Source organism: Mycolicibacterium brumae (assembly GCF_025215495.1).
Lineage (GTDB): Bacteria > Actinomycetota > Actinomycetes > Mycobacteriales > Mycobacteriaceae > Mycobacterium > Mycobacterium brumae.
The window spans coordinates 1,084,883-1,109,990 of record NZ_CP104302.1; the positions used below are offsets into that span (position 1 = coordinate 1,084,883).

The following is a 25,108-nucleotide window of genomic DNA, read 5'->3' on the forward strand; positions in this document are numbered from 1 at the left end:
GAGCGACCAGCGGCGCCGTTTAGGCTGTCCGGGTGAGCTTTCCAGTCGTACTGATCGCCGACAAGCTGGCCCCTTCGACCGTGGACGCCCTGGGAGACCAGGTTGAGGTCCGCTGGGTGGACGGGCCGGACCGCCCCGCGCTGCTGGCCGCCGTGGCCGACGCCGACGCGCTGCTGGTGCGCTCGGCGACCACCGTCGACGCCGAAGTGCTGGCCGCCGCGCCGAAGCTGAAGATCGTCGCCCGCGCCGGCGTCGGCCTGGACAACGTCGACGTGCCGGCCGCCACCGCCCGCGGTGTGCTGGTGGTCAACGCGCCGACGTCGAACATCCACAGCGCCGCTGAGCACGCCGTCGCGCTGCTGCTCTCGGCCGCCCGGCAGATCCCGGCCGCCGACGCCACCCTGCGCGAGCACACCTGGAAGCGCTCCAAGTTCTCCGGCGTCGAACTGTTCGGCAAGACCGTTGGCGTCGTCGGCCTGGGCCGCATCGGCCAGCTCGTCGCGCACCGGCTCGCCGCCTTCGACACCCACGTCGTCGCCTACGACCCGTACGTGCCGGCCGCCCGCGCCGCCCAGCTCGGCATCGAACTGCTGCCGCTCAACGAGGTCCTCGCCCGCGCCGACTTCATCACCGTGCACCTGCCCAAGACGCCGGAGACCGCCGGGCTGCTGAACAAGGAAGCCCTGGCCAAGACCAAGCCGGGCGTGGTGATCGTCAACGCCGCCCGCGGCGGGCTGATCGACGAGCAGGCCCTAGCCGACGCCATCGTCAGCGGCCACGTCCGCGCCGCCGGCCTGGACGTGTTCGGCACCGAGCCCTGCACCGACAGCCCGCTCTTCGAACTGGAGCAGGTCGTGGTGACCCCGCACCTGGGCGCCTCCACCGCCGAGGCCCAGGACCGCGCCGGCACCGACGTCGCCGAGAGCGTGAAGCTGGCGCTGGCCGGCGAGTTCGTGCCGGACGCCGTCAACGTCGGCGGCGGCGTGGTCGGCGACGAGGTCGCCCCCTGGCTGGACCTGGTCAGCAAGCTCGGCGTGCTGGCCGGCCTGCTGTCCGCGGAGCCCCCGGTGTCGCTCGTGGTGCACATCTACGGCGAGCTGGCCGCCGAGGACGCCGACATCCTGGGCCTGGCCGCCCTGCGCGGACTGTTCTCCACTGTCGTCGACGAGCAGGTCACCTTCGTCAACGCCCCGGCGCTGGCCGAGGCCCGCGGCGTCAGCGCCACCTTGGAGAAGTCCCCGGAGAGCCGCAACCACCGCAGCGTCGTCGACGTCCGCGCGGTGGCCTCCGACGGCTCCACGGTGAACGTGTCGGGCACCCTGAGCGGTCCGGCGCTGGTCCAGAAGATCATCCAGATCAACGGGCGCAACCTCGACCTGCGGGCCGAGGGTCACAACCTCATCGTCAACTACCTGGACCGTCCAGGCGCGCTCGGCAAGATCGGCACCCTGCTGGGCGCCGCCGAGGTCAACATCGAAGCCGCCCAGCTGTCCCAGGACGCCGAGGGCGACGGGGCGACCATCATGCTGCGGCTGGACCGCGACGTGCCCGAGGACGTCCGCGCCGCCATCGCCGACGAGGTCGGCGCCAGCATGCTCAAGGTGGTCGACTTCTCGTGAAACTCGCCGTCATCGCCGGCGACGGCATCGGACCCGAGGTGATCGCCCAGGCCACCCGCGTGCTCGACGCGGTGCTGCCCGGAGTGGATCGCACCGACTACGACCTGGGCGCGCGGCGCTACCACGCGACCGGGGAACTGCTCTCCGACCAGACGGTCGAGGAACTGCGCGGCTACGACGCCATCCTGCTGGGCGCCATCGGTGACCCGTCGGTGCCGTCCGGCGTGCTGGAGCGCGGGCTGCTGCTGAAGCTGCGCTTCGCGCTGGATCACCACATCAACCTGCGGCCGTCCAAGCTGTTCGACGGGGCGACATCCCCGCTGTCGGGGGAGCCGGCGATCGACTTCGTGGTGGTCCGCGAGGGCACGGAGGGCCCATACACCGGGACCGGCGGTGCGATCCGCGTCGGCACTGCCCATGAGGTGGCGACCGAGGTCAGCCTGAACACCGCGTTCGGCATCGAGCGGGTGGTCCGCGACGCGTTCGCCCGCGCGCAGAACCGCCGCAAGCACCTCACCCTGGTGCATAAGACCAACGTGCTGGTGTACGCCGGCTCGCTGTGGTCTCGGATCGTCGCCGAGGTGGGCGCGGAGTACCCCGACGTCGAGGTCGCCTACCAGCACATCGACGCCGCCACCATTCACATGGTCACCGACCCGGGCCGGTTCGACGTGATCGTCACCGACAACCTGTTCGGCGACATCATCACCGACCTGGCCGCCGCTGTGGCCGGCGGGATCGGGCTGGCTGCCAGCGGCAATATCGACGGCACCCGCACCAACCCGTCGATGTTCGAGCCGGTGCACGGCAGCGCGCCGGACATCGCCGGGCAGGGGATCGCCGATCCGACCGCCGCGGTGATGAGCGTGGCGCTGCTGCTTTCGCATTTGGGCGAGGACGAGGCCGCCGCACGGGTGGACGCCGCCGTCGCCGAGCACCTGGCCACCCGCGGGGACACGAAGATGTCCACCGCTGAGGTCGGCGACCGCGTCCTGTCGCTGCTCTAGCCGTACGCAACCGAGCGCTCGCCGGCATCGTCTGGCGCGAGCGCTCGGTTGAGTACGCAGGGTCGTGTGCCAAACCGAGCGGTCGCGGAGCTGGACGTGCGCCAGCGCTCGGCTGTGTACGTCGGGTCGTGTACGTAACCGAGCGGTCGCGGGGGGATCAGGACGCTCGGCGGGCGGTCACCATGGTGACCAGGAAGTCCTCGAGGTGCTCCCGGCTGATGTCCAGCTCGCCGCGCAGCCAGCCGGTGACCAGGTCGAAGCCGCCGGCGACCAGCGTCCAGGCGGCCAGATCCATATCGGGTTCCTGCTCGTCCGGGATGGCCAGCAGCGCCCGGCCCTGATCGGCCATGATCTTCGCCAGCGACCGGATGACCTCGCGAGACCGGGTCCGCAGCCCCTCGGTGGCCTGTGACTCCACCAACAGCCGTCCGCGGCGCGGGTCGGCGGTGAGGTACTCCAGTCCGGTGCCGATGGCCGCCCGCGCTCGCAGCTCGGGGTCGGCCGGCGCCTCGGCGATCGCCAGCACCATGGCCGTCGAGGACTCGACGGTCTGCTGGTCGAACGCCGCCACCAGCAGTTCGTCGACGCTGGCGAAGCTCTCGTAGAAGTAGCGGTCATTGAGCCGGGCGGTGGCGCATACCCCGCGCACGGTCAGCCCGGCCACCCCGGACTCGGCGACGATGTCCAGGCACGCGTCGATCAGCGCCGATCGGCGGCGCGCGGCGCGCTCCCCGGCGGTGGCTCCGCCGTAGGTGCGTTCCGGATTCGACATGCCTAGATTGTCGCATCCTTGACCGCAGGCGATATCTGGTTGACACTGTCACCAGATACCGCCTGCAGTGATTGGAGGACGACGTCAATGGAGTCGAGCCAGGGCAAGCTGCCGAATCCGCAAGCGCTGAGGGAGTTCCCCTTCAAATACTTCGTCCCGCTGCTGGCCAGTGGCGACGTGCGGGCGACCGCGGCTCAGCGCAGCGATTTCCGCAAGTTCGCCGACATGGGCGATCCGCTGGCCGACGACGTGGTCGCGATGATCGCGAGGATGCCACCGCGGGTGGGGCGGGCGATGTTCGAGACGGCCGTCGACCGCGGTCTGGACGCTGTCGAGGATCCACCCGAGGAACTGGTGGCGTTCTTCAACCAGGTTGAGAATCAGCCGTACTGGCTGGACTACGACAAACTGGCGCTGGCCGCCCGCGTCAGCATGCGCACCGGCCTGGTCGGCATCGGCCTCGCGCTGCCCGGACTGGCGTTGACCGGCGGCTACCTGGCGTCGCGGGCGGACAAGCCGCTGGTCGGCACTGGCGACCTCTACGCGATGGCCCCGCGTCGGCTCAACGAGACGGCGACCTGGTACATCGACGTCACCTCACCCGGTGGCCTGGATCGGTTCGCCGACGGGTTCACCGGGGCGCTGCGAGTGCGGCTGATGCACGCACAGGTGCGCGCGGCGATGAACCGTCGCCCGGATTGGGATCACCAGAACTGGGACACTCCGATCAACCAGGCGCAGCTGGCTGGGACGCTGCTGCTGTTCTCCCTGGCGAACCTGGTGGGCTGTCAGGCGATGGGCATGCGGTTCAACGACCGAGAGCGTGACGCGGTGTTCCACTTCTGGCGCTATGTCGGCCTGCTGATGGGTGTGCACCCGGAGTTGGTGCCGACCTCGGAGGCCGACACCTGGAAGTTGATGTGGCTGGAGGCCGAGACCGAGTTCGTGCCCGACGAGGACTCATTGAAACTTGCGCAGGCGCTGCACAATCGCCGCGACGACGACGCGCTCACCCAGATGGCGCGGTCCTACCTGTCGGCCTACAGCCGGTTGATGCTGGGCCGCACCAACGCCGACCGGCTCGGGCTGGCCGACAACAAGGCGCTGCAGGCGGCCGTGCTGGCGACGGCGGCGGCCAATCGGGTGCTCGACTACCACCGGCTGGTGCCGGGAATGACCTGGCTGGCCGAGGAGATGGGGCAGCGCGCGCGGCGTGGGTTCGTCACCAAGGGGCTGGCGATGACCGGCGGGGATCGGTCCTACCGTCGTCATGACCGGCTGGCGGCAGTCAGCTAAACGTCTCATTATATGAGACTCAAGTTCAACAATTTGAGATGATCGTGGCACCATGGCGGGGTGGACATGGACACGATCAGCACCGCCCGGCGCTGGACGATTCTGGGCATCGCGCTCGGCGCGACGCTGTTCGCCAACGTCTTCATCAACGGCATCGCGTTCCTGATCCCCACCCTGCACCGCGACGCCGGACTGGATCTGGCGCAGGCCGGATTGATCTCGGCCATGCCAAGTTTCGGCATGGTGCGGACCCTGGTGGCGTGGGGATACGCCGTCGACCGTATCGGTGAGCGGACGGTCTTGGCGCTGGGCGCCGCGCTGACCGCGCTGGCCGCGTTCGGCGCCGCGTTGGCGGATTCGCTGGTGCTGGTGGCTGTGCTGCTGTTCGTCGGCGGGATGGCGGCGGCGAGCAGCAACGCCGCCAGCGCGCGGATGGTGGTGGGTTGGTTCCCGCCGCGCCAGCGCGGCCTCGCGATGGGCATCCGGCAGACCGCGCAGCCCCTCGGTGTCGGCCTTGGCGCGTTGGTGATCCCGCAACTGGCTGCCGCACAGGGGGTTTCGGTTGCGCTGCTGTTCCCGGCAGCGGTATGCGCGGTGGCGGCGGTGGCATCGTGGTTCGGGCTCATCGACCCCCCGCGGCCAGAGCGCGCCGACGCGGACCCGGCGGAGTTGGCCAATCCGTACCGCGGGTCGAACACACTGTGGCGCATCCACGCGGTGTCGGTGCTGCTGGTGGTGCCGCAGGTCCTGGTGTGGACGTTCACCCTGGTGTGGCTGATGACGTCGCGCGGATGGTCGGCCGGCGCGGCGGGCGCCTTGGTGACCGTCGCGCAATTGCTCGGCGCGGCAGGCCGAATCGCGGCCGGACGGTGGTCGGACCGGGTGGGTTCGCGGCTGCGTCCGATCCGGACCATTGCGGCGCTGGCCGGGGTCACCATGGGCCTGCTCGCGGTGACGGAGTTCTTCGATTCGCCGCTGTCGGTCGTGCTGATGCTGATCGCCTCGATGGTGACGGTGTCCGACAACGGACTGGCGTTCACCGCCATCGCCGAGATCGCCGGGCCGTTCTGGAGCGGGCGGGCGCTCGGCGTGCAGAACACGAATCAGCTGTTCGCCGCGGGCGTGGTCCCGCCGGCGTTCGGCGCGCTGATCGGGGTGTCCGGTTACGCGGCCGCCTTCGCGGTGTGCGCGGTCTTCCCGTTGTTGGCGCTGCCGCTGATTCCGGTGCGGGACGACCCGTTGAAGGCCGGCGGCAACGTGTAGCACCGTGTGGCACGGCGGAGTACGATGCCCCCATGGGGCAACCCGCTGAGATCAGTCAGCGCGATCTGAGAATGCGGTCGCGCGAGATCATGGACGCGGTCGAACGGGGTGACTCCTTCGTCGTGACCCGGGATGGCAGGGGGATCGGGCAGTTGATTCCCCTGCGACAGCGGCGGACCTTCATTCCGCGTGATGAGGTCCAGGCGCTGTTGGGGAGTCTTCCGGCCATCGATGCGCAGCGATTCCGCGCTGACCTTGACGCGGTGGTAGATCCGTACGCGGACGACCCCTATGGGCGATGATCCCCACGTCGCTGGCGCCGGACTTGTGGATACCAATATCGTCATCCAGTACAGCCGCCTGAGCCAGAAGTTGCTCCCGGCGACGATCGCGGTGAGCACCGTGACGTTGGCTGAGCTCGCCGCCGGGGTGCACGCCGTCAGCGATGCCGTGGAACGGGCGATGCGCGTCGAGTTGCTCCAGCGGGTGGAGAGCTCATTCGAACCGATCCCGTTCGACGTTGACGCCGCTCGCGCCTACGGGCTGGTGGCCGCTGCGGTTCGGGAGGTCGGTCGTTCGCCATGGGCTCGGGTTGCCGACCAGATGATCGCAGCGGTGGCCATTGCGGCTCGGCTGCCGCTGTACACCACAAACCCCAAGGACTTCGAGGGTCTCGACCGCATTCTGGAAGTTGTCCCCGTCGCCCGCCCGTGATTTGCGGACCGCGCTCAGGGGGTGACGAAGCTCCCGGTGCCCATCGTGGCGGGAAGCCCGGCGTTCGGATAGGCCTGCGACCCGATGATCGTGGTGGTGAAGTGCGTGAACCCGCTCTCGGTGCGCACCACCGCGGTGACCGGGGCGGGGTCGACGGCGTGGCCGCACGGATTGAGGAACGCGGCGCCGTGGGTCTGCCCCGGATTCGCGTAGTCGACCCGCACCAGCGCGTTGCCCGCGGTGGTCGCGCAGATCTCCGGGGTGACCGGGACCGAGAGCTCCACCTCGCCGGGGGTGTCGGTGCTCATCACCCGCAGCGCCGCCGTCCACGGTCCCGGCACCGCCAGGCCGCTGACGGCCGTTCCGGTGGCCGGAACCTGGTGCACCGGAATGTCTTCGGCCGCTGCGGCGGTCCCCGCGCCGGTGAGGGCGAGCGCCGCGGCGCCGGTGAGGGCGCAGGCGGCGCGAGAAGTGATGCCCATCAGAACGCCTCCTCGTTGTGCCAGGTGCCGATGGGCCCGAACGCTACCCGCCGAACCCGTCACCAACCTTGGCGAAACCCCTCACTAAGCTTGGAGAATGCGCCTTGGACGTGTCGCCACCCCCGCCGGGGTGGCCTTTGTGGTGATCGAGGGCGACGGCGACGACGCCGTGGCCAAGGAGATCGCCGAGCAGTACCTCTCCCGCAATCCCACCTTCACCGGCCGGACCTGGCCGATGGCCGATGTTCGGCTGCTGGCCCCGATCCTGGCCAGCAAGGTGATCTGCATGGGCAAGAACTACGCCGCGCACGCCCGCGAGATGGGCGGCGAACCGCCGCAGGACCCGGTGATCTTCCTCAAGCCCAACACCGCGATCATCGGCCCGGGCATCCCGATTCAGTTGCCGCACAACGCGAATCCGGTGCATCATGAGGGCGAGCTGGCCGTCGTCATCGAACGTCCCTGCAAGGACGTCCCGGCCGACAAGGCCGCGCAGTTCATCCTCGGCTACACCATCGCCAACGACGTCTCCGCCCGCGACCAGCAGGCTGCCGACGGCCAGTGGATGCGGGCCAAGGGGCATGACACCTTCTGCCCGGTCGGGCCCTGGATCGAGACCGCGCTGGACCCGTCGGACTGTGACATCCGCACCGAGGTCAACGGCCAACTGCGCCAGGACTCCAACACCGCGTTCCTGCTGCACGACGTCGGCGCCATCATCGAATGGGTGTCGGCGGTGATGACGCTGCTGCCCGGCGACATCATCTTGACCGGAACCCCCGAGGGGGTCGGACCGATCGAGGACGGCGACACCGTCAGCATCACCATCGAAGGCATCGGGACCCTGACCAACCCCGTCGTCCGCAAAGCCAATCCCGCCGAAGCCCATCCCGTCAAAGGAAAACCGTGACCGTTCGCGTTCGCTTCTGCCCGTCGCCGACCGGCACGCCGCACGTCGGCCTGATCCGCACCGCGCTGTTCAACTGGGCCTACGCCCGGCACACCGGCGGCTCGTTCGTGTTCCGGATCGAGGACACCGACGCCGCCCGGGACAGCGAGGAGAGCTACCTGGCGCTGCTCGACGCGCTGCGCTGGCTCGGCATGGACTGGGACGAGGGCCCCGAGGTCGGCGGACCCTACGGCCCCTACCGGCAGTCGCTGCGCAAGGACCTGCATCTCGACGTGGTCGTCCGGCTGCTGGAGTCCGGCGAGGCCTACGAGGCGTACTCGACCGCCGACGAGGTCGAGGCGCGGCACCTGGCGGCCGGCCGCAACCCGAAGCTGGGTTACGACAACTACGACCGCGACCTCACCGAGGAGCAGCGCGCGGAGTTCCGCGCCGCCGGCCGCTCGCCGGTGGTGCGGCTGCGGATGCCCGAGGAAGACATCACCTGGACCGACCTGGTGCGCGGTGAGGTCGTCTTCCCTGCCGGCTCGGTGCCCGATTTCGCGCTCACCCGCGGAAACGGGGATCCGCTGTACACGCTGGTGAACCCCGTCGACGACGCGATGATGAAGATCACCCACGTGCTGCGCGGCGAGGATCTGATGCCGTCGACCCCGCGCCAGATCGCGCTGTACCAGGCGCTGATCCGGATCGGGGTGGCCGAGGCGGTGCCGCAGTTCGCGCACCTGCCGTCGGTGCTGGGCGACGGCAACAAGAAGCTGTCCAAGCGCGACCCGCAGTCCAACCTGTTCCTGCACCGCGACCGCGGATTCCTGCCCGAGGGTCTGCTGAATTACCTTGCGCTGCTGGGCTGGTCGATCGCCGAGGACCGCGACGTGTTCACCCTGGCGGAGATGACCGAGGCGTTCGACGTCGCGGACGTGAACTCCAACCCGGCCCGCTTCGACCAGAAGAAGGCCGACGCCATCAACGCCGAGCACATCCGCCGGCTGGACCCGGAGGTGTTCGCCGACCGACTCGGGGCCTACCTGCTGGCCCACGGCCATCATCTGGATCTGACGCCGGCGCAATTCGCGGTGGCCGCCGAGCTGGTGCAGACCCGCATCGTGGTGCTCGGCGACGCCTGGGGGCTGCTGAAGTTCCTCGACGACGAGCACTACTGGATCGAGGAGAAGGCCGCCGCCAAGGAACTCACGGCCGATGCCGCCCCGGTGCTCGACGCCACCCTGGACGCGCTGGGGCCGGTGGGGGACTGGACCACCCCGGCCATCGAGGCCGCGCTGAAGGCGGCGCTGATCGACGGGCTGGAGCTCAAGCCGCGCAAGGCGTTCGGCCCGATCCGGGTGGCGATCAGCGGGTCGACGATCAGCCCGCCGCTGTTCGAGTCGATGGAGTTGCTGGGCCGCGACCGCAGCCTGTCCCGGCTGCGTGAGGCGCGCGGCCGGCTCGACGAGCGAGGGACGAGCGAGGAAGAGGCCGGCCGCCAGTAAGCACGAGCCGGCTCGACGAGCGAGGGACGAGCGAGGAAGAGGCCGGCCGCCAGTAAGCACGAGCCGGCTCGACGAGCGAGGGACGAGCGAGGAAGAGGCCGGCCGCCAGTAAGCACGAGCGAGGCTCGACGAGCAGGGCGATTAAGGGCCTGCGGAAATCTTTGATAGTCTGCTCGTCGGCCCGCACCGGCTGGGCCAGCACCTCGCACATTCTGCGGATCGACGCAGAAAAGGGGTTCTGACCAGCGGGAATGGGTAGCCAATGGGGTATGGTGTAATTGGCAACACAGCTGATTCTGGTTCAGCCATTCTAGGTTCGAGTCCTGGTACCCCAGCAAGACGTCTCATCCGCTCGCGGGTGAGGCGTTGATTAGGCCAACGGAATCCGTTGGGCTAAGCTGTCACACGGTTCTCGCCGAGCGATCGGCGCGGGCCACAAATGTTCTAGCCCCCGTCGTCTAGCGGCCTAGGACGCCGCCCTCTCACGGCGGTAGCGTGGGTTCGAATCCCATCGGGGGTACAGCCGATCCCCTCCCGGAGTCCGGGAGGGGATTTTTTGCGGGTTAATGGCCAAAATGTGTGTACGGCGCTCGGCGTGTGGGTTATTGGCCAAAATGTGTGTATGGCTGTCGGCGTGTTGTCGGTGTTTAGGGTCGTGATCGGCCGGCCCAGCCGTGTTGGATGCCGTTGCCGTCTTCCCAGCTGAATCCGGTGCCGAGGGCTGGGCCGAGGGGTTCGTCGTCGAGGTGCTCCACGCGTTGTCGCCGGGGCGGGTTGCGGTGTTCGGGGCGGACCAGGCTCCAGGGGTCCCGTGGTGTGGCGGTGAGGCTGTTGAGTTTCCATTCCGCTGCCCGGCGGGCGTGCTCGGTGGGCAGGCCACGGTGGGCGCGGAAGAGGTCTTTGAGGGCCCGGTTCGGTCCGCCTTCGAGCGAGCTGGTGGTCCGCGGCAGCGGATCGCCGGGGCCGGTGAGGGCCGGGTCGATCCAGGTGAACAGCTGCTTGTTGCGGATCAGTGCGCGGTAGAGGCCGCGGGTCTTGCGGAGGTCGCGGTGGGTGTACCACCAGTGCTGGTGCTCGGAGATCCCGGCGGGCCGTTCGGTGTGAGCGCGCGGGTAGGTGCGGTGCCGCAGGAACTGGTCCCAGCGGGCTTCCCAGGCCGCGTACTCGGTCAGCCAGAACACAGCCTGGTCGATATCGCGGACGTGCATCAAAGCGCGTGTCAGGGACAGGATTTCGCGGCTGGGATCCAAGCGGGGCCGCAAGGTGTGGTGACGGCGCACGGTTTGGAAAATGTGGAAATAGCAGCGCTGAATGCGGGTGGCCGGCCAGTCGGTGGCCAGGGCGGCGTGCAGACCGGTACCGCCGTCGACGACGACCATCCGCGGGGCCGGGAGTCGGGCCAGGATCTGTTGCCAGGCGATCTTCTTTTCCCGGTCACACCACTGCCAGTCCAGGACATGGTGGCCGTCGGTGGCGATCAGCAGGCACCAGTCCTGGAAGTAGGTGCCATCGAGGATCACCACCTCCGGAGCCGCCGCCGGCGGCGGTGGCGCGGGCACCTCGATGCGCCAACACCAGGCGGTCTCGCGACGAAACGTGCGCGCACTGGAAGCCAGCGTCCCCGGGCTCTGGCCGTCGAGCAGCCAGGCCAGAAACGCCCGCAGTTGGGCCTTGCCGGTGATGTCGGAGCGGGCCTGAGTGCTCGAAGCCCCGCAGACGGTGCAGCGCCACCGCGTCCTCCCGGCCGACGTCGTGCCGTTCTTGACCAGCTTGCGACCGCATACACCACAGGTCGGGGAATTACGAGCACCAGACACCGAACATGCTTTCAGAGCATGTTCAGGCCACCATCACCGCAGATCAGAGACCAGAAATCGGCGGATCTATACACACATTTTGGCCATTAACCCTTTTTTGCGCGCTAGAGCCGGCGCGCCAGGGCGTCGGCGGCGGCGAGCAGGTCCGCGGCCCAGCGCTCGCCGGGGCGTCGTCCCATCCGGTCGATCGGCCCGGACACCGAGACCGCGGCGATCACCGTTCCGGAGCGGTCGCGGACCGGGGCGGCGACGCTGGCCACGCCCGACTCGCGCTCGGCGGCGCTCTGGGCCCAACCGCGTCGGCGGACCTCGGCGAGGGTCTTCTCGGTGAACTTGGCCTCCGGCAGGATCGCCGCCTGCAACCGGGCGTCGGCGTGGGCCAGCAGCACCTTGGCCCCGGAGCCGGCGGTCATCGGCAGATGCGCGCCGACGGGCACGGTGTCCCGCAGCCCGGAGGCCGGTTCCAGCGCGGCCACGCACACCCGCGCGGCGCCCTCGGGGCGGTAGAGCTGCACACTCTCGCCGGTGATCTCGCGCAGCCGGGGCAGCACGGTGGCGGCCGCCGCGATCAGCGGGTCGCTGACGTGCGCGGACAGCTCGACCAGCGCCGGCCCGGGCGACCAGCGGCCGTCGCTGTCGCGGGCCAGCAAGCGATGGGTCTCCAGGCCGGCGGCCAGCCGGTGGGCGGTGGCGCGGGGCAGCCCGGTGCGCTCGCACAGCTCGGCCAGCGCGCACGGAGACTCGGCGACCGCGTGCAGCACACCCACGGCTTTGTCCAGGACGCCGATGCCGCTATTCTGTCTCATAGGGAGATACTAACGTCCCGCATTGTGAGATCACCAGCCCCGTGGATCCCACGCGAATGAATTGAGTTGTGATGTCCGAACAGCCGCAGAACAAGCCGAGAACCCTGTCTGAAAAGGTGTGGGCCGACCACGTCGTCGCCTCCGAACCCGGCGAACCCGACCTGATCTACATCGACCTGCACCTCGTGCACGAGGTCACCAGCCCGCAGGCGTTCGACGGCCTGCGAATGGCCGGCCGACCGGTGCACCGCCCGGATCTGACCATCGCCACCGAAGACCACAACGTGCCGACGGTGGACATCGACAAGCCGATCGCCGACCCGGTGTCGCGCACCCAGGTCGAGACGCTGCGCCGCAACTGCGAGGAGTTCGGCGTCCGGCTGCACGCGATGGGCGACCGGGACCAGGGCATCGTGCACATCATCGGCCCGCAGCTGGGCCTGACCCAGCCCGGTATGACGATCGTCTGCGGCGACAGCCACACCTCCACCCACGGCGCCTTCGGCTCGCTGGGCATGGGCATCGGCACCTCCGAGGTGGAGCATGTGATGGCCACCCAGACCCTGCCGCTGCGCCCGTTCAAGACCATGGCGGTCAACGTCGACGGCGTGCTGCCGGCCGGCGTCAGCGCCAAGGACATCATCCTGGCGGTGATCGCCAAGATCGGCACCGGCGGCGGGCAGGGCCACGTCATCGAATACCGGGGCAGCGCCATCGAATCGCTGTCCATGGAGGGCCGGATGACGATCTGCAATATGAGCATCGAGGCCGGCGCGCGAGCCGGCATGGTCGCCCCCGACGAGATCACCTACGAATACCTGAAGGGCCGCCCGCACGCGCCGACCGGCGCCGACTGGGACAACGCGGTGGCCGCGTGGGACCGGCTGCGCACCGACCCGGGGGCCGAATTCGACACCGAGGTGTACCTGGACGCCGCGGAACTGAGCCCATTCGTCACCTGGGGCACCAATCCGGGGCAGGGCGTGGCGCTGTCGGCGGCGGTGCCCGATCCGGAGATGATGACCGACGACGCCGAGAAGCAGGCCGCCGAGAAGGCGTTGGCCTACATGGATTTGACGCCCGGCACCCCGATGCGCGACATCGCCGTCGACACCGTGTTCGTCGGCTCTTGCACCAACGGACGCATCGAGGACCTGCGGACGGTGGCCGAGGTGCTGCGCGGCCGCCGGGTCGCCGACGGCGTGCGGATGCTGATCGTGCCCGGCTCGGTCGGGGTGCGGTTGCAGGCCGAATCCGAAGGACTCGGTGAGGTGTTCGAAGCGGCCGGTGCCGAGTGGCGGCAGGCCGGCTGCTCGATGTGCCTGGGCATGAACCCCGATCAGCTGGCCCCGGGCGAGCGCAGCGCCTCCACCTCGAACCGCAATTTCGAGGGCCGCCAAGGCAAAGGCTCGCGGACGCACCTGGTTTCCCCGGCGGTGGCCGCCGCGACCGCGGTGCGCGGAACGCTGTCCTCGCCGGCGGACCTGGCCTAGAACCGCGAAGCTCGAAGGAGAATCACCATGGAAGCCTTTCATTCCCACACCGGCGTCGCGGTGCCGCTGCGCCGATCCAATGTCGACACCGACCAGATCATTCCGGCGGTGTATCTGAAGCGAGTCACCAGAACGGGATTCGAGGACGGCCTGTTCGCCGCGTGGCGCAATGATCCGTCATTCATTCTCAATCAGGCGCCGTTCGACAAGGGCACCGTGCTGGTCGCCGGGCCCGATTTCGGCACCGGATCCTCACGCGAACACGCGGTCTGGGCGCTGATGGACTACGGGTTCCGGGTGGTCATCTCGTCCCGATTCGCCGATATCTTCCGCGGCAACGCGGGCAAGGCCGGGTTGCTGGCCGCGCAGGTCAGCCAAGACGATGTCGAACTGCTGTGGAAGCTGATCGAACAGAATCCCGGTATGGAACTCACTGTGAACCTTGCGGATCGAACGATCACCGCCGGAACGGTGGTGGCCCCGTTCACGATTGACGATTACACCGCGTGGAGACTGTCCGAAGGTCTTGACGATATCGGCCTTACGCTGCGGAAACTCGAAGATATCGAGGCATATGAAGCGCGCCGCCCGAGCTGGAAGCCGCGCACACTTCCGGCTCCGTGACCAAGTCCGATTCACGGAATTTCACCGCATAGCGCGGCTTTTGGGACGGTTGTCCCAATCAGTCAGTGGCCCAACCGGATTGCTGAAATGTTCGCTGGCATTACCTGAAAATGCGCGTGGCGCTTGGAAATCAGGGTTGCCAGGGTTTACCGTGTCCGTTAGTCGGCCCATCGCGGGGCCATCGGCTTCGGAGGATTTGCATGAACAAAGCAGAGCTCATCGACGAACTGACAGAGAAATTGGGCTCGGATCGTCGGCAAGCGACTGCGGCCGTCGAGCATATCGTCGACACCATCGTTCGCGCCGTGCACCGCGGCGAGAGCGTGACGATCACCGGCTTTGGCGTATTCGAGCGGCGTAAGCGCGCAGCCCGAGTGGCGCGCAATCCGCGCACCGGTGAGACCGTCAAGGTGAAGCCGACCTCTGTTCCGGCCTTCCGTCCGGGCGCGCAGTTCAAGGCTGTTGTCGGTGGGGCTCAGCGACTTCCGGCGTCCGGACCTGCCGTCAAGCGCGGTGGAACCGCCGCCGCGGCGACCAAGACCGCCGCCAAGAAGGCGCCCGCGAAGAAGGCCGCCGCCGCGAAGAAGGCGGCCACCAAGGCTCCGGCGAAGAAGGCTGCGCCCGCCAAGAAGACCACCGCCACCAAGGCCGCGCCCGCCAAGAAGGCCGTGACCAAGGCGCCGGCGAAGACGGCGACCAAGGCTGCGGCCAAGAAGGTCGCGACCAAGGCTCCGGTTCGCAAGGCCGCGACCAAGGCCCCGGCCAAGAAGGCCGCCACCAAGGCGGCGCCCGCGAAGAAGGCCGTGACCAAGGCGCCGGCCAAGAAGGCGGCCACCAAGACTCCGGCCAAGAAGGCGACCGTCGCGAAGAAGGCTCCGGTCAAGAAGGCCGTGACCAAGACCGTCGCCAAGAAGGCGGCCCCGGCGAAGAAGGCCGCGCCCGCCAAGAAGGCGACCGCGGCCAAGAAGGCCGCGCCCGCCAAGCGCGGCCGCAAGTAATCTCAGCACCAAAGAGCGCCGCGGGACAAAAGTCCCGCGGCGCTCTTTTGGCTCGGTGAAGCTCAGTAGCGGACCGGCAGTGGCGACCCGATGTGGTTGGCGGCCACCAGCTTCCCGTCGTGCAACGACAGCACCCAGACACTGCCCTTGCGGTTGCGGGACTTGTCCGGGCGAATCGAATCCTTGGCGCACCACCAGTCGATGATGTGCGGGATCACCTTGCCCTGCGAGCACACCACCGCGATGCCGTCGGCCGCCGCGATCTCGGCGAACCGGTTGCGGGCCTTCTTCGGCTTCTCGGCGTAGGCCTCCTCGGTCAGCGCCGGCTCGGCCGCGATCTTCACGCCCAACTCGTCGGCCAGCGGTTGCAGCGTCTGCGCGCAGCGGGTCCGGTCGGCGGCGTGCAGGTGCTCGGCGCCGAAGGCCAGCAGCAGGCCCACCAGCGCCTCGGCCTGGGCGCGGCCCTGCTTGTCCAGCGGACGCTTTCGGTCGTCGCCCTTGTATCGCGCCTTCCGCCCGGCCGTGCCGTGCCGAACCACCAGCAGCGTCTGGGTGTCGGGCGGCAATTTCGCGAAGCGGCGCAACAGCTTGCGGTCATAGGGGTAGGTCGCGAGTTTGGCGGCGTCGGGGACCGACAGCCAGCGCAGCTCGTCCACCTCGTGGTTCGGGGTGAACTCGCCGTCGACGGCACGGGCCACCCAGTAGCTGACCCGCTTGCCGCCCTGCCGAACCTGGTAGCTGACCGAGCCCAGGCTGCGGCCCAGCACCGACCCGAATCCGGTCTCCTCCAGGATCTCCCGCACCGCGGTCACCGGCTCGCTCTCGCCCCGGTCGACCTTGCCCTTGGGCAGTGACCAGTCGTCGTAGCGCGGCCGGTGCACCAGGGCGACCTCCGGCTCACCGTCGGCGCCGGGACGCCACAGCACCGCGCCGGCGGCGAGCACCACCACACCGTTGGAACCGGACCGAACGCTTCCGTTGAGCGTCACCTGTTCTCCTGCAAGTCGTTTCGGAGGGGACGGGACGCGCTCGGTCAGTGGCGGCGACGCTCCATCATCTTCACCTGGTGGTCGAAGGACGGCTCGCCTGCGCCCGGCGAGGCGGTCCAGCCGCCGTCGGGACCCAGCTCCCAACACCGGGTCGAGGGATCCATCGCCGAGGAGAACACCTCGTCGAGCTGGGCGGTCAACCGCGGATCCTCGACCTGAGCCAGCACCTCGACGCGGCGGTCCAGGTTGCGGTGCATCATGTCCGCGCTGCCGATCCAGAACTCGTCGATCGCGTTGAAGTGGATGATCCGGGAGTGCTCCAGGAACTGCCCGAGAATCGAACGCACGGTGATGTTTTCGGAGAACTCGGGGTTCCCGGGCAGCAGCGCGCAGATACCGCGCACCACGACCTCGACCCGCACCCCGGCCTGCGAGGCCCGGTACAGGCCGTCGATCACCTGCTCGTCGACCAGGGAGTTCATCTTCATCCGGATCCGGGCGTCCTCGCCGCGGCCGGCGGCCTCGATCTCCCGGTCGATGCGCTCCAGGATTCCGCGGCGAATGCCCTGCGGCGCCACCAGCAGATTCCGGTAGGAGTCCTTGCGGGAGTAGCCGGTCAGAGTGTTGAACAGATCGGTCAGGTCGGCGCCGATCTCATGCGAGGCGGTCAGGATGCCCACGTCTTCGTAGAGCCGAGCGGTCTTGGGGTTGTAGTTGCCGGTGCCGATGTGGCAGTAGCGCCGGATCGCCGAACCTTCGCGGCGCACCACGAGCGCGGTCTTGCAGTGCGTCTTCAGCCCGATCAGCCCGTAGACGACGTGCACGCCGGCGCGCTCCAGCTTGCGCGCCCACTTGATGTTGGCCTGCTCGTCGAAGCGGGCCTTGAGCTCCACCAGGGCCACCACCTGCTTGCCGGAGGCGGCCGCGTCGATCAGCGCGTTGACGATCGGGGAATCGCCGGAGGTGCGGTACAGAGTCTGCTTGATGGCCAACACATTCGGGTCCGCGGCGGCGGTCTCGATGAACCGCTGCACCGTGGTGGAGAACGAGTCATAGGGGTGATGCAGCAGCAGGTCGCCCTCACGCAGATTGCGCCACAGGCTCTTGGCCGACTCGGAGAACACCGCCGGCGTGGACGGCACGAACGGCCGGTCCTTGAGCTTGGGGCGGTCCACCCCGTACACCTGCCACAGTGAGGTCAGGTCCAGCAGCCCGGGCACCTGGATCACGTCGTCGGCGTCGACATCGAGTTCGCGCAGCAGCAACTCCAGCACGTTCTCGGTCATATCGTCGGCGACCTCGAGGCGCACCGGCTTGCCGAACCGCCGGCGCGCGAGCTCGCGCTCCAGGGCCTGCAGCAGATCCTCGTCGCGGTCCTCGGCGACCTCCATATCGGCGTTGCGGGTGATCCGGAAGGCGTGCTGCTCAACGATCTCCATGCCCGGGAACAACTGCGGGCCGAACGCGGCGATCAGCTCCTCCATCGGCAGGAAGCGCTCGTTGTGATGGCCGTCCTCACGCTGGCTGCCCTGCAGCTTGATGAACCGATCGACGTTGTCGGGCACCTTGATTCGGGCGAAATGCTGCGTGCCGTCCTCGGGTTGGCGGACCGTGATCGCCAGGTTCAGGCTCAGTCCGCTGACGAACGGGAACGGGTGCGCCGGGTCGACCGCCAGCGGGGTCAGCACCGGGAACACCTGCTCGTGGAAGTACGTCGACAACTGGTCGCGCTCGTCGTCGGACAGTTCGGCCCACGTCACCACCGTGATGCCGGCCTCGGCCAGCGCCGGCTGCACCGAATCGGTGAACACCCGGGCGTGCCGCACCGAAAGGTCCTGGGTGCGTTCACCGATCCGCTTGAGCTGCTCGCGCGGGGACAGCCCGTCGGCCGAGCGCACCGACAACCCCATCTCGTCGCGGCGCTTGAGACCGGCGACCCGGACCATGAAGAACTCGTCGAGATTGGACGCGAAGATGGCCAGGAACTTCGCCCGCTCCAGCAGCGGCAGCTCGGTGTTCTCGGCGAGTTGCAGCACCCGGTTGTTGAAGTCCAGCCAGCTCAGCTCACGGTTGAGATAGCGGTCCTCGGGAAGCTCGTCGAGTTCGACGGCCCGCTCGGTTTTCAGCGCGTCCTCGATGATCACGTCGTCGGCGTTGGCGTTCTGGTCGGCGGTGGTGGCATCGGTCTCGGTCACGGATGTGATCATTCCCCATCCCGGTGGCCGCCGCTAGAAGAGTGTGGATGTCGCGCCGATGAACCGGAGATGAAGTTCTGGCTGTGCCGGCCCACACCGAGCGCGGCGGCGGCGATCAGGTCCTGCGGGGTGTCGACATCACAGCGCAGACCCGGCCAATCACCGGCCAGCTCGACGGCGCCGGACTCGCGGTGGCGCGCCGCCGAACCCGGCCCGAATCGCGGGTCGAAGGACGCGCCGAAGGTGAAGAGCGCCGACGTCCCGTCGCCGTGGCGGTCGGCGACGAAACTGCGCGGGTGCGCGCGGGCCGACTCCAGCGCGGCGGCAAACTCCTCGGGCCGCAGCGCGGGCAGATCCCCGTGCAGCACCACCGAATCAATGGCGCCCACGCCGGCGCGCAGCGCCTGATTGAGCGGATCGGGGTGCCCGGCGGGCGTCGGGTCCGTCGCGCAGACCATGCCGAGCGCCCGCACCGCGGCCGCCACCGTCGGGTCGGGGGTGACGACGGTGACCGCGGGCGCGCCGAGCACCTCGGCGGCCGCCGACGCGGTGTCCAGCAGCATGGCCAGCACCAACCGCTCGCGAACGTCCGGGTCGAACTCCGGCGACAGCCGCGTCTTGGCCCGGGCCAGGCGCTTGACCGCGATGATCACGCCGACCGGACGCCGCTCCGGCGGGATCGGGTTCATGTCGGCCATCCTGCCAGTGCCGCTGGGTACGCTGGCGGGGCGCTGGATGGCGCGCGCCGCCGGGCCCGTCCGGCGGCGCCACGGCGGACGGGTGAAGATACGACGATGACCGGCACGGTGGGCACGGCGACGGTGATGGGCGCCGGGGCGTGGGGAACGGCGCTCGCCAAAGTGCTCGGCGACGGCGGAACCGACGTCCGGCTGTGGGCCCGTCGGGCCGAGGTCGCCGACACCATCAACACCACCCGCCGCAACGACGACTATCTGCCCGGCCTCATCCTGCCGCCGGAGGTGCAGGCCACCGCCGACCCGGCCGAGGCGCTCGACGGCGTCAACACGGTGCTGCTCGGCGTGCCGGCCCAATCGCTGCGCGCGAACCTCACGGACTGGGCGCCGCTGCTTTCGCCGGACGCCACCCTGGTCAGCCTGGCCAAAGGCATCGAGCTGGGCACCCTGATGCGGATGACCCAGGTGATCCTGCAGGTCACCGGATTCGACGCCAGCCAGGTCGCGGTTCTGTCCGGGCCGAACCTGGCCATCGAGGTGGCCGAGGGCCAGCCGGCGGCCACCACCATCGCCTGCACCGACTCCGGTCGCGCGGTCACCCTGCAGCGGGCCCTGAACACCGGGTACTTCCGGCCGTACACCAACGCCGACGTCGTGGGCACCGAGATCGGTGGGGCGTGCAAGAACGTCATCGCGCTGGCCTGCGGCATGGCCAGCGGGATCGGACTGGGGGAGAACACCGCCGCCGCGATCATCACCCGCGGGCTGGCCGAGATCATGCGGCTGGGCATGGCGCTCGGCGCGCAGCCGGCCACCCTGGCCGGATTGGCCGGCGTCGGCGACCTGGTGGCCACCTGCACGTCCAAGCAGTCGCGGAATTTCACCTTCGGTCACCGCCTCGGCGCCGGCATGACCGTCGCCGAGGCGCGCAAGGCCGGGGAGGGGCACGTCGCCGAGGGGGTGGCGTCCTGCCAGTCCGTGCTGGCGCTGGCCACCAGCTACGACGTCGAAATGCCGCTGACCGAAGCCGTCGAACAGGTCTGCCACGAGGGACTGTCCGTCATCGAGGCGATCGCCCTGCTGCTCGGCCGGCGCACCAAACCCGAGTGAAGAGGAGCCGGCGTTGACCACGCTGCCGCGCCGCTACGGCGAGTCCACCCGCACCCTGCGCGCGGCCACCCCGCCGGCTCGGCCCGGAGCTCCGGTGTCGCCCGGCCCGGTCCCCGTCTCGGCGTATCACCTAGACCCCGAGGAATCCGCCGAGCTGGACTTCTACGGGCGCGCCTCCAATCCGAACTGGCGGCAACTGGAAGCCGGTCTGGCCGAGTTGGAGGGCGCCGCCGCGGCCGTCGTGTTCGGCTCCGGGATGGCCGCGATCACCGCAGCGCTGCGCGTGCTGGCCCGCCCGGACTCGGTCGTGGTGATCCCGTCCGACGGGTACTACCAGGTCCGCCGGTACGCCTCCGAATCCCTTGTGCCGATGGGGGTTACCGTCATCGAGGCGGATCATCAGGAGATCTACGCGGCCGCCGAGAGCGCCGACGTGGTGCTGGCCGAGACGCCCACCAACCCCAACCTCGACGTCGTCGACCTGCACCGGTTGGCCGGAATCTGCCGCGGCCGCGACAAGCGGCTGATCGTGGACAACACCGCCGCCACCCCGCTGGGCCAGCAGCCGCTGGCGCTCGGCGCGGACCTGGTGGTGGCGAGCGCGACCAAGGCGCTGGCCGGCCACAGCGACCTGCTCGGCGGGTACGTCGCCGGCAGCCGGCCGGAGCTGATGGAGGCCATCGCGCGGGAGCGGTTGCTGTCCGGGGCCATCTTGGGCGCCTTCGACAGTTGGTTGCTGCTGCGCGGTCTGGGCACCGCCGGGCTGCGGTTCGGCCGCCAGTGCGCCAACGCCCAGGCGCTGGCGACCGTGCTGTCCGGCCACCCGGCGGTGAGTTCGGTGCGTTATCCCGGCCTGCCGTCGGATCCGGGGCACGCGCTGGCCTGCGCCCAGATGCAGCACTTCGGCGCGCTGGTGTCGATCGAGCTGGCCGACGCGGCGGCCGTACACGATCTCGTCGCGCGCAGCGAGCTGCTGGTCTCCTCGACCAGTTTCGGCGGGCTGCACACCTCGATCGACCGCCGTGCTCGCTGGGGTGATCCGGTGGGCGACGGGTTCGCTCGCATCTCGCTGGGCATCGAGGACACCGACGACGTGATCGCCGACTTCACGCGCGCATTGGGTTGAGTCGACGGGTACCGTGTTGAAACTGTGACTGCCGATTCCCGCAAACGCGTTGCCGTGGTGTTCGGTGGGCGCAGCTCTGAGCACGCCATTTCTTGCGTTTCGGCGGGCAGTATCCTGCGCAATCTGGACCCGGAGCGCTTCGAGGTCATCCCGGTGGGCATCACCCCCGACGGCGCGTGGGTGCTGAGCTCGGCCACCGCCGAGCAGTTGGCCATCGTCGACGGCCGGTTGCCGGAGGTGACGGCCGAGTCCGGGTCGGCGCTGGCGCTGACCGCGGACCCGTCCCGCCGCGGCGAACTGCTGTCCCTGGGGCGCGATCCGGGCGCGGTGCTGGCCCAGGTCGACGTGGTGTTCCCGGTGCTGCACGGCCCCTACGGCGAGGACGGCACCATCCAGGGCCTGCTGGAGATGGCCGGAGTGCCCTACGTGGGCGCCGGGGTTCTGGCCAGTGCGGCCGGGATGGACAAGGAGTTCACCAAGAAGCTGCTGGCGGCCGAGGGCCTGCCGATCGGCGACTATGTGGTGCTGCGGTCGGACCGCAAGGCGTTGAGCGATCCCGAGGAGCAGCGCCTGGGGCTGCCGGTGTTCGTCAAACCGGCCCGCGGCGGTTCCTCCATCGGGGTCAGCCGGGTGACCGACTGGTCCCAGCTCGAAGGCGCGATCGCCGACGCCCGCGCACACGACCCGAAGGTGATCGTCGAAGCCGCGATCGTGGGCCGCGAGGTGGAGTGCGGCGTGCTGGAGCTGCCCGACGGCCGGGTGGAGGCCAGCGTGTTGGGTGAGATTCGGGTGGCCGGGGTGGAAGGCCACGACGACGGCTTCTACGACTTCGAGATCAAGTACCTGCAGGCCGGCGCCGAGCTGGATGTGCCCGCCGAAATCGAGCCCGAGGTCGCCGACGAGATCCGCGAGCTGGCGATCCGGGCGTTCCGGGCGATCGACGGCCAGGGCCTGGCGCGGGTGGACTTCTTCTTGACAGACGACGGTCCGGTGGTGAACGAGATCAACACCATGCCCGGATTCACCACCATTTCGATGTACCCGCGGATGTGGGCGGCCAGCGGGGTGGACTACCCGACGCTGCTGTCGGCGATGGTCGACACCGCCCTGGCGCGCGGCACCGGCCTGCGCTGAGAGCTGCTCCCACTTCCGGGGTTTCGCTCAGGTTTTGCCCCTGAGTGATTGTTTTGGCGTCTTTGAACCGCCGTTTGTGCCGTCGGTGACGGCCGCCACAGCCGTGACCGCGCACCCCAGGTCGGGGCATGGACAGGGTACATCCAGCAAACAATCAGCAAACTCACAGGATAGTATTTCTTAGGTTAGCGGTACCTAATTTGTACCAGCCATTGACCCATACGTGCGGCGGTCGCCCTGTTGGCCGATGTGCTGCGAAAATGGCGCCGACGCACCACTTTGCAGACTTTGTCATGCTCTTGAAATCTGCAGTGGTGCAGCATATTTGGTCGATTTTGGAAGTGATCACCATGAAGGTAGGCACCCATGACGGGAGCGTGTGTGCTAACTCACTTTAGGTCTTTGCTACTCGGCAGTATCTGACGCTTAGGTAAGGCAGCCCTATTGTTTCTAAGCTTGCACTCAGCTAACTTTCAGGCGTCTCCCGTTACCGGAGGGTGACCTAACACTGATCGATTCAAGGAGAATCTCCGTGCAGCTCGCACCACGTCCCGACCAGGCGCCAGCCAAGGTCGTCAGCCGCAAGAAGAGGGCAGCCATCGCCGGTGCCGCCGCGCTCAGCGCAGGCGCGATCGCCATCACCCCGATTGCCGCGGGTCCCAATATCGCCATGTCCCAGGATCGCGATGTCGCGTTGACCGCTGCCTACCAGGGATACATCCCCAACCCGGTTGTGACCCAGGATCCAGGCACCGTCTACAACGGCATCTTCGACATCACGGTGAATAACCTGACCGGACTGGGCGAGTCGATCATCGCCAACCCGTTCCCGCTGCTGACGCAGATCGGTGAGAACCAGCAGGGCTACTTTGAGCGGGTCGTTAAGGCGTTCGAGACGATCCAGAAGAACGCTGGCAACTTCTTCTCCGACCAGGACACCAATCCGGACCAGACTGGCATTCAGCAGGGCAACGGCTACGTTCACGGTACGCGAATGCTGGAGGCTATCGAGGCCGGCGATATCTTCACGGCATACGAAGAGTTCAACACCATGGTTCTGTACAGCAACACGATTGCGAGCACCCCGATTGCCGGGCTGTTCCTGAGCACCGTCCCCCGAGGCCAGACGGCCGAGGTCCCGGGGATTCCAGCAATTATGGCGCAGAACGTCGCTGACGCTGTGAACACCTTGTTCAACACCAAGACCGTCAACAACGGAATCTTCTACTCGACATGGTCGTCATTCGGCGGGGTGCCTTATGAGATGGCCCGCAACATCAGCGAACTGTCCACGGCCATCCAAGACCAGGACTTCAAGACGGCCCTGAACGTCGTCGTCAATTCCCCGGGGATGACGGTCAATGCCCTGGTCAACGGGTTTGACTATCTGCCGGACGATACTTGTGCGCGCAACTGCGGAAGTGAAACTGGCGTTGAGTCCTGGCCGGGATTGTTTGCCCCCAAGGGGCAGCAGCACCCCGGTGGCTTGATCTACCAGGCACTGACCGGAATGGGGCAGTCGGTGGCAACGTCAATTGACAACACCCCTAACGCTCCCAAGAAGTCGCTGCTCAGCGGCTCGGGTCTGGGTCTGGACAAGCTGAAGGACGCACTGAAGCTCGACGGCATCCTCGGTAAGAAGGACGCGGCGACCGCCACCACGCTGGCCAAGTCCGCAGCCGCTGACAGCAGCGACTCGAAGGATCCGGTGAAGCAACTGAGCACCGGTCTCAAGAAGGCCAGCGATGATGCCAAGGCTTCGGTTAAGAAGCTGACCGGCAAGGTCGAGTCCTCGGTCAAGAAGGTCACCGACTCCGTGAAGAAGGCGGCGTCGAGCTTGTCCGGTAAGAAGGACAGCGGCAACTCCGGCAGCGAAAGCTAAGCCAACCAGCGTTAAACGCACCAACAGCACCGGGCCCCCTCACCGAGGGGGCCCGGTCTGCGTTGGAAGCTCAGCGCGGGGGAGCGGGATCGATCGCTTGGGCGGGCAGCACCTCGGCGATCACCCGAGACAGCTGTTGGATCGGGGCCGGACCGGACCCGTCGGGCAATGTCAGCGCCACATACACCGGCCGGTCCACCGCGTACCAGGTCACCCGATCGCCCTCGGCGACCCGGAACCACCCCACGTCGTCGACCTGCTGGATGGGGGAGCCGACCACGAAGTCCCCTGGCCGGTCCAGCCCGCAGCGCATGATGACGGGGAACTCGCCCGAGTCACGCCATGCGGCCACCCCGGCCGGGGCCGGGTCCGCGATCTCCGCGGTTTCATAGTCGCCCAGTTGATCCGGAACGGCGTCTAGCAATTTCGCACAATCTGGTGACTCGGCCTGCGGGGCGGGAACGGTGGCGACCGGCACGGGACCGAAATCGTGCGACTTACTGCGCGCCACCACCAGGAACGTCGAGAGCACGCCGATCCCCAACAGCGCCGCGATGATCATCGTGGTGGTCGACGGGCCGTCAGACGCTGGAGAATCCGGCCGCTCTGCGTCGGCGTCGGGCTCCGGTTCCGTCACAGCCGTCTCCTCGCCTCGCGTCTCTGCAATGCCATACTCGGGCCAACGTACC

Annotated in this window: 23 protein-coding genes and 2 tRNA genes; 17 read left to right on the forward strand and 8 right to left on the reverse strand. The window is 68.4% G+C overall.

Annotated features, from left to right (window positions below):
- The first annotated feature begins 32 nt into the window (after nucleotides 1-32).
- Both serA and L2Z93_RS05425 read left to right on the forward strand, forming a co-directional pair.
- Nucleotides 33-1,619 carry a phosphoglycerate dehydrogenase gene (serA, locus tag L2Z93_RS05420; protein WP_090585483.1) on the forward strand — a complete coding sequence of 529 codons (1,587 nt, stop codon included), beginning with the start codon at nucleotides 33-35 and terminating at the stop codon, nucleotides 1,617-1,619.
- Nucleotides 1,616-2,626: a 3-isopropylmalate dehydrogenase gene (locus L2Z93_RS05425; RefSeq protein ID WP_090585481.1), complete on the forward strand. Its 1,011-nt coding sequence runs from the start codon at nucleotides 1,616-1,618 to the stop codon at nucleotides 2,624-2,626. Before serA ends, L2Z93_RS05425 begins: the two co-directional genes overlap by 4 nt.
- 157 nt (nucleotides 2,627-2,783) lie before the next feature.
- Here the strand turns inward: L2Z93_RS05425 and L2Z93_RS05430 are convergent, their stop codons facing one another.
- Nucleotides 2,784-3,398 carry a TetR/AcrR family transcriptional regulator gene (locus L2Z93_RS05430; RefSeq protein WP_090585479.1) on the reverse strand — a complete coding sequence of 205 codons (615 nt, stop codon included), beginning with the start codon at nucleotides 3,396-3,398 and terminating at the stop codon, nucleotides 2,784-2,786.
- A gap of 87 nt (nucleotides 3,399-3,485) precedes the next feature.
- Between L2Z93_RS05430 and L2Z93_RS05435 the strand changes: the two genes are divergently transcribed.
- The 4 genes from L2Z93_RS05435 (at nucleotide 3,486) to L2Z93_RS05450 (ending at nucleotide 6,671) form a co-directional block, all read left to right on the forward strand.
- Nucleotides 3,486-4,694 (forward strand): oxygenase MpaB family protein, encoded by a 1,209-nt coding sequence (locus L2Z93_RS05435; protein ID WP_090585477.1) that lies wholly within the window; start codon nucleotides 3,486-3,488, stop codon nucleotides 4,692-4,694.
- 66 nt (nucleotides 4,695-4,760) lie between these two features.
- On the forward strand, nucleotides 4,761-5,957 hold the full coding sequence (locus tag L2Z93_RS05440; protein WP_275984776.1) for an MFS transporter: 1,197 nt from the start codon (nucleotides 4,761-4,763) through the stop codon (nucleotides 5,955-5,957).
- Nucleotides 5,958-5,989: 32 nt separating this feature from the next.
- Complete coding sequence (locus tag L2Z93_RS05445) at nucleotides 5,990-6,259, forward strand: type II toxin-antitoxin system Phd/YefM family antitoxin (protein WP_090585473.1); 270 nt, start codon at nucleotides 5,990-5,992, stop codon at nucleotides 6,257-6,259.
- Nucleotides 6,249-6,671 carry a type II toxin-antitoxin system VapC family toxin gene (locus L2Z93_RS05450; RefSeq protein ID WP_090585471.1) on the forward strand — a complete coding sequence of 141 codons (423 nt, stop codon included), beginning with the start codon at nucleotides 6,249-6,251 and terminating at the stop codon, nucleotides 6,669-6,671. Before L2Z93_RS05445 ends, L2Z93_RS05450 begins: the two co-directional genes overlap by 11 nt.
- 14 nt (nucleotides 6,672-6,685) lie before the next feature.
- Here L2Z93_RS05450 and L2Z93_RS05455 read toward each other — a convergent pair whose 3' ends face one another.
- Entirely contained in the window at nucleotides 6,686-7,153 is a 468-nt protein-coding gene (locus tag L2Z93_RS05455; protein WP_090585469.1) for a hypothetical protein, read from the reverse strand.
- Nucleotides 7,154-7,250: 97 nt separating this feature from the next.
- Here L2Z93_RS05455 and L2Z93_RS05460 point away from each other — a divergent pair, with 97 nt between their 5' ends.
- The 4 genes from L2Z93_RS05460 to L2Z93_RS05475 all read left to right on the forward strand — a co-directional run bounded on the left by L2Z93_RS05460 (nucleotide 7,251) and on the right by L2Z93_RS05475 (nucleotide 10,070).
- Complete coding sequence (locus L2Z93_RS05460; RefSeq protein WP_090585467.1) at nucleotides 7,251-8,063, forward strand: fumarylacetoacetate hydrolase family protein; 813 nt, start codon at nucleotides 7,251-7,253, stop codon at nucleotides 8,061-8,063.
- On the forward strand, nucleotides 8,060-9,550 hold the full coding sequence (gene gltX / locus L2Z93_RS05465) for a glutamate--tRNA ligase (protein WP_090585465.1): 1,491 nt from the start codon (nucleotides 8,060-8,062) through the stop codon (nucleotides 9,548-9,550). The genes L2Z93_RS05460 and gltX overlap by 4 nt, the downstream gene beginning before the upstream one ends.
- A 263-nt stretch (nucleotides 9,551-9,813) precedes the next feature.
- Nucleotides 9,814-9,885 (forward strand) — tRNA-Gln (locus L2Z93_RS05470).
- Between the two features lie 112 nt (nucleotides 9,886-9,997).
- Nucleotides 9,998-10,070, forward strand: a tRNA-Glu gene (locus tag L2Z93_RS05475).
- Nucleotides 10,071-10,197: 127 nt separating this feature from the next.
- Here the strand turns inward: L2Z93_RS05475 and L2Z93_RS05480 are convergent.
- Nucleotides 10,198-11,367, reverse strand: coding sequence for an IS1249 family transposase (locus L2Z93_RS05480; RefSeq protein WP_090585463.1), 1,170 nt, complete (start codon nucleotides 11,365-11,367; stop codon nucleotides 10,198-10,200).
- A 104-nt stretch (nucleotides 11,368-11,471) separates the two neighbouring features.
- Nucleotides 11,472-12,173, reverse strand: coding sequence for an IclR family transcriptional regulator (locus L2Z93_RS05485; protein ID WP_090585461.1), 702 nt, complete (start codon nucleotides 12,171-12,173; stop codon nucleotides 11,472-11,474).
- Nucleotides 12,174-12,244: 71 nt separating this feature from the next.
- Between L2Z93_RS05485 and leuC the strand changes: the two genes are divergently transcribed.
- The 3 genes from leuC (at nucleotide 12,245) to L2Z93_RS05500 (ending at nucleotide 15,288) form a co-directional block, all read left to right on the forward strand.
- Nucleotides 12,245-13,666 (forward strand): 3-isopropylmalate dehydratase large subunit, encoded by a 1,422-nt coding sequence (gene leuC, locus L2Z93_RS05490; RefSeq protein WP_090585459.1) that lies wholly within the window; start codon nucleotides 12,245-12,247, stop codon nucleotides 13,664-13,666.
- Nucleotides 13,667-13,693: 27 nt separating this feature from the next.
- Nucleotides 13,694-14,290, forward strand: coding sequence for a 3-isopropylmalate dehydratase small subunit (gene leuD / locus L2Z93_RS05495; RefSeq protein ID WP_090585457.1), 597 nt, complete (start codon nucleotides 13,694-13,696; stop codon nucleotides 14,288-14,290).
- A gap of 200 nt (nucleotides 14,291-14,490) precedes the next feature.
- Nucleotides 14,491-15,288, forward strand: coding sequence for an HU family DNA-binding protein (locus tag L2Z93_RS05500; RefSeq protein ID WP_090585455.1), 798 nt, complete (start codon nucleotides 14,491-14,493; stop codon nucleotides 15,286-15,288).
- 62 nt (nucleotides 15,289-15,350) lie between these two features.
- Here the strand turns inward: L2Z93_RS05500 and mutT1 are convergent, their stop codons facing one another.
- The 3 genes from mutT1 to cofC are packed head-to-tail and all read right to left on the reverse strand — an operon-like array spanning nucleotide 15,351 to nucleotide 19,170.
- A complete protein-coding gene (mutT1, locus tag L2Z93_RS05505) occupies nucleotides 15,351-16,277 on the reverse strand; it encodes an 8-oxo-(d)GTP phosphatase MutT1 (RefSeq protein WP_090585452.1) in 927 nt (308 codons plus the stop codon).
- A 44-nt stretch (nucleotides 16,278-16,321) separates the two neighbouring features.
- Nucleotides 16,322-18,484, reverse strand: coding sequence for an RNA degradosome polyphosphate kinase (locus L2Z93_RS05510; protein WP_090585450.1), 2,163 nt, complete (start codon nucleotides 18,482-18,484; stop codon nucleotides 16,322-16,324).
- Complete coding sequence (cofC, locus tag L2Z93_RS05515; protein ID WP_234785985.1) at nucleotides 18,481-19,170, reverse strand: 2-phospho-L-lactate guanylyltransferase; 690 nt, start codon at nucleotides 19,168-19,170, stop codon at nucleotides 18,481-18,483. Before cofC ends, L2Z93_RS05510 begins: the two co-directional genes overlap by 4 nt.
- Nucleotides 19,171-19,266: 96 nt before the next feature.
- Between cofC and L2Z93_RS05520 the strand changes: the two genes are divergently transcribed.
- From L2Z93_RS05520 to L2Z93_RS05535, 4 genes are all read left to right on the forward strand, one after another.
- Complete coding sequence (locus L2Z93_RS05520; RefSeq protein WP_090585448.1) at nucleotides 19,267-20,277, forward strand: NAD(P)H-dependent glycerol-3-phosphate dehydrogenase; 1,011 nt, start codon at nucleotides 19,267-19,269, stop codon at nucleotides 20,275-20,277.
- Between the two features lie 22 nt (nucleotides 20,278-20,299).
- The gene (locus L2Z93_RS05525) at nucleotides 20,300-21,403 is read left to right on the forward strand and encodes a cystathionine gamma-lyase (protein WP_090585635.1); all 1,104 of its coding nucleotides are present in this window, start codon (nucleotides 20,300-20,302) and stop codon (nucleotides 21,401-21,403) included.
- Nucleotides 21,404-21,427: 24 nt separating this feature from the next.
- Complete coding sequence (locus tag L2Z93_RS05530) at nucleotides 21,428-22,537, forward strand: D-alanine--D-alanine ligase family protein (protein ID WP_090585446.1); 1,110 nt, start codon at nucleotides 21,428-21,430, stop codon at nucleotides 22,535-22,537.
- A gap of 532 nt (nucleotides 22,538-23,069) precedes the next feature.
- Nucleotides 23,070-24,419 (forward strand): hypothetical protein, encoded by a 1,350-nt coding sequence (locus tag L2Z93_RS05535; protein ID WP_090585444.1) that lies wholly within the window; start codon nucleotides 23,070-23,072, stop codon nucleotides 24,417-24,419.
- Nucleotides 24,420-24,489: 70 nt separating this feature from the next.
- Here the strand turns inward: L2Z93_RS05535 and L2Z93_RS05540 are convergent, their stop codons facing one another.
- The gene (locus L2Z93_RS05540; RefSeq protein ID WP_090585441.1) at nucleotides 24,490-24,981 is read right to left on the reverse strand and encodes a DUF3515 domain-containing protein; all 492 of its coding nucleotides are present in this window, start codon (nucleotides 24,979-24,981) and stop codon (nucleotides 24,490-24,492) included.
- Nucleotides 24,982-25,108: the final 127 nt, after the last annotated feature.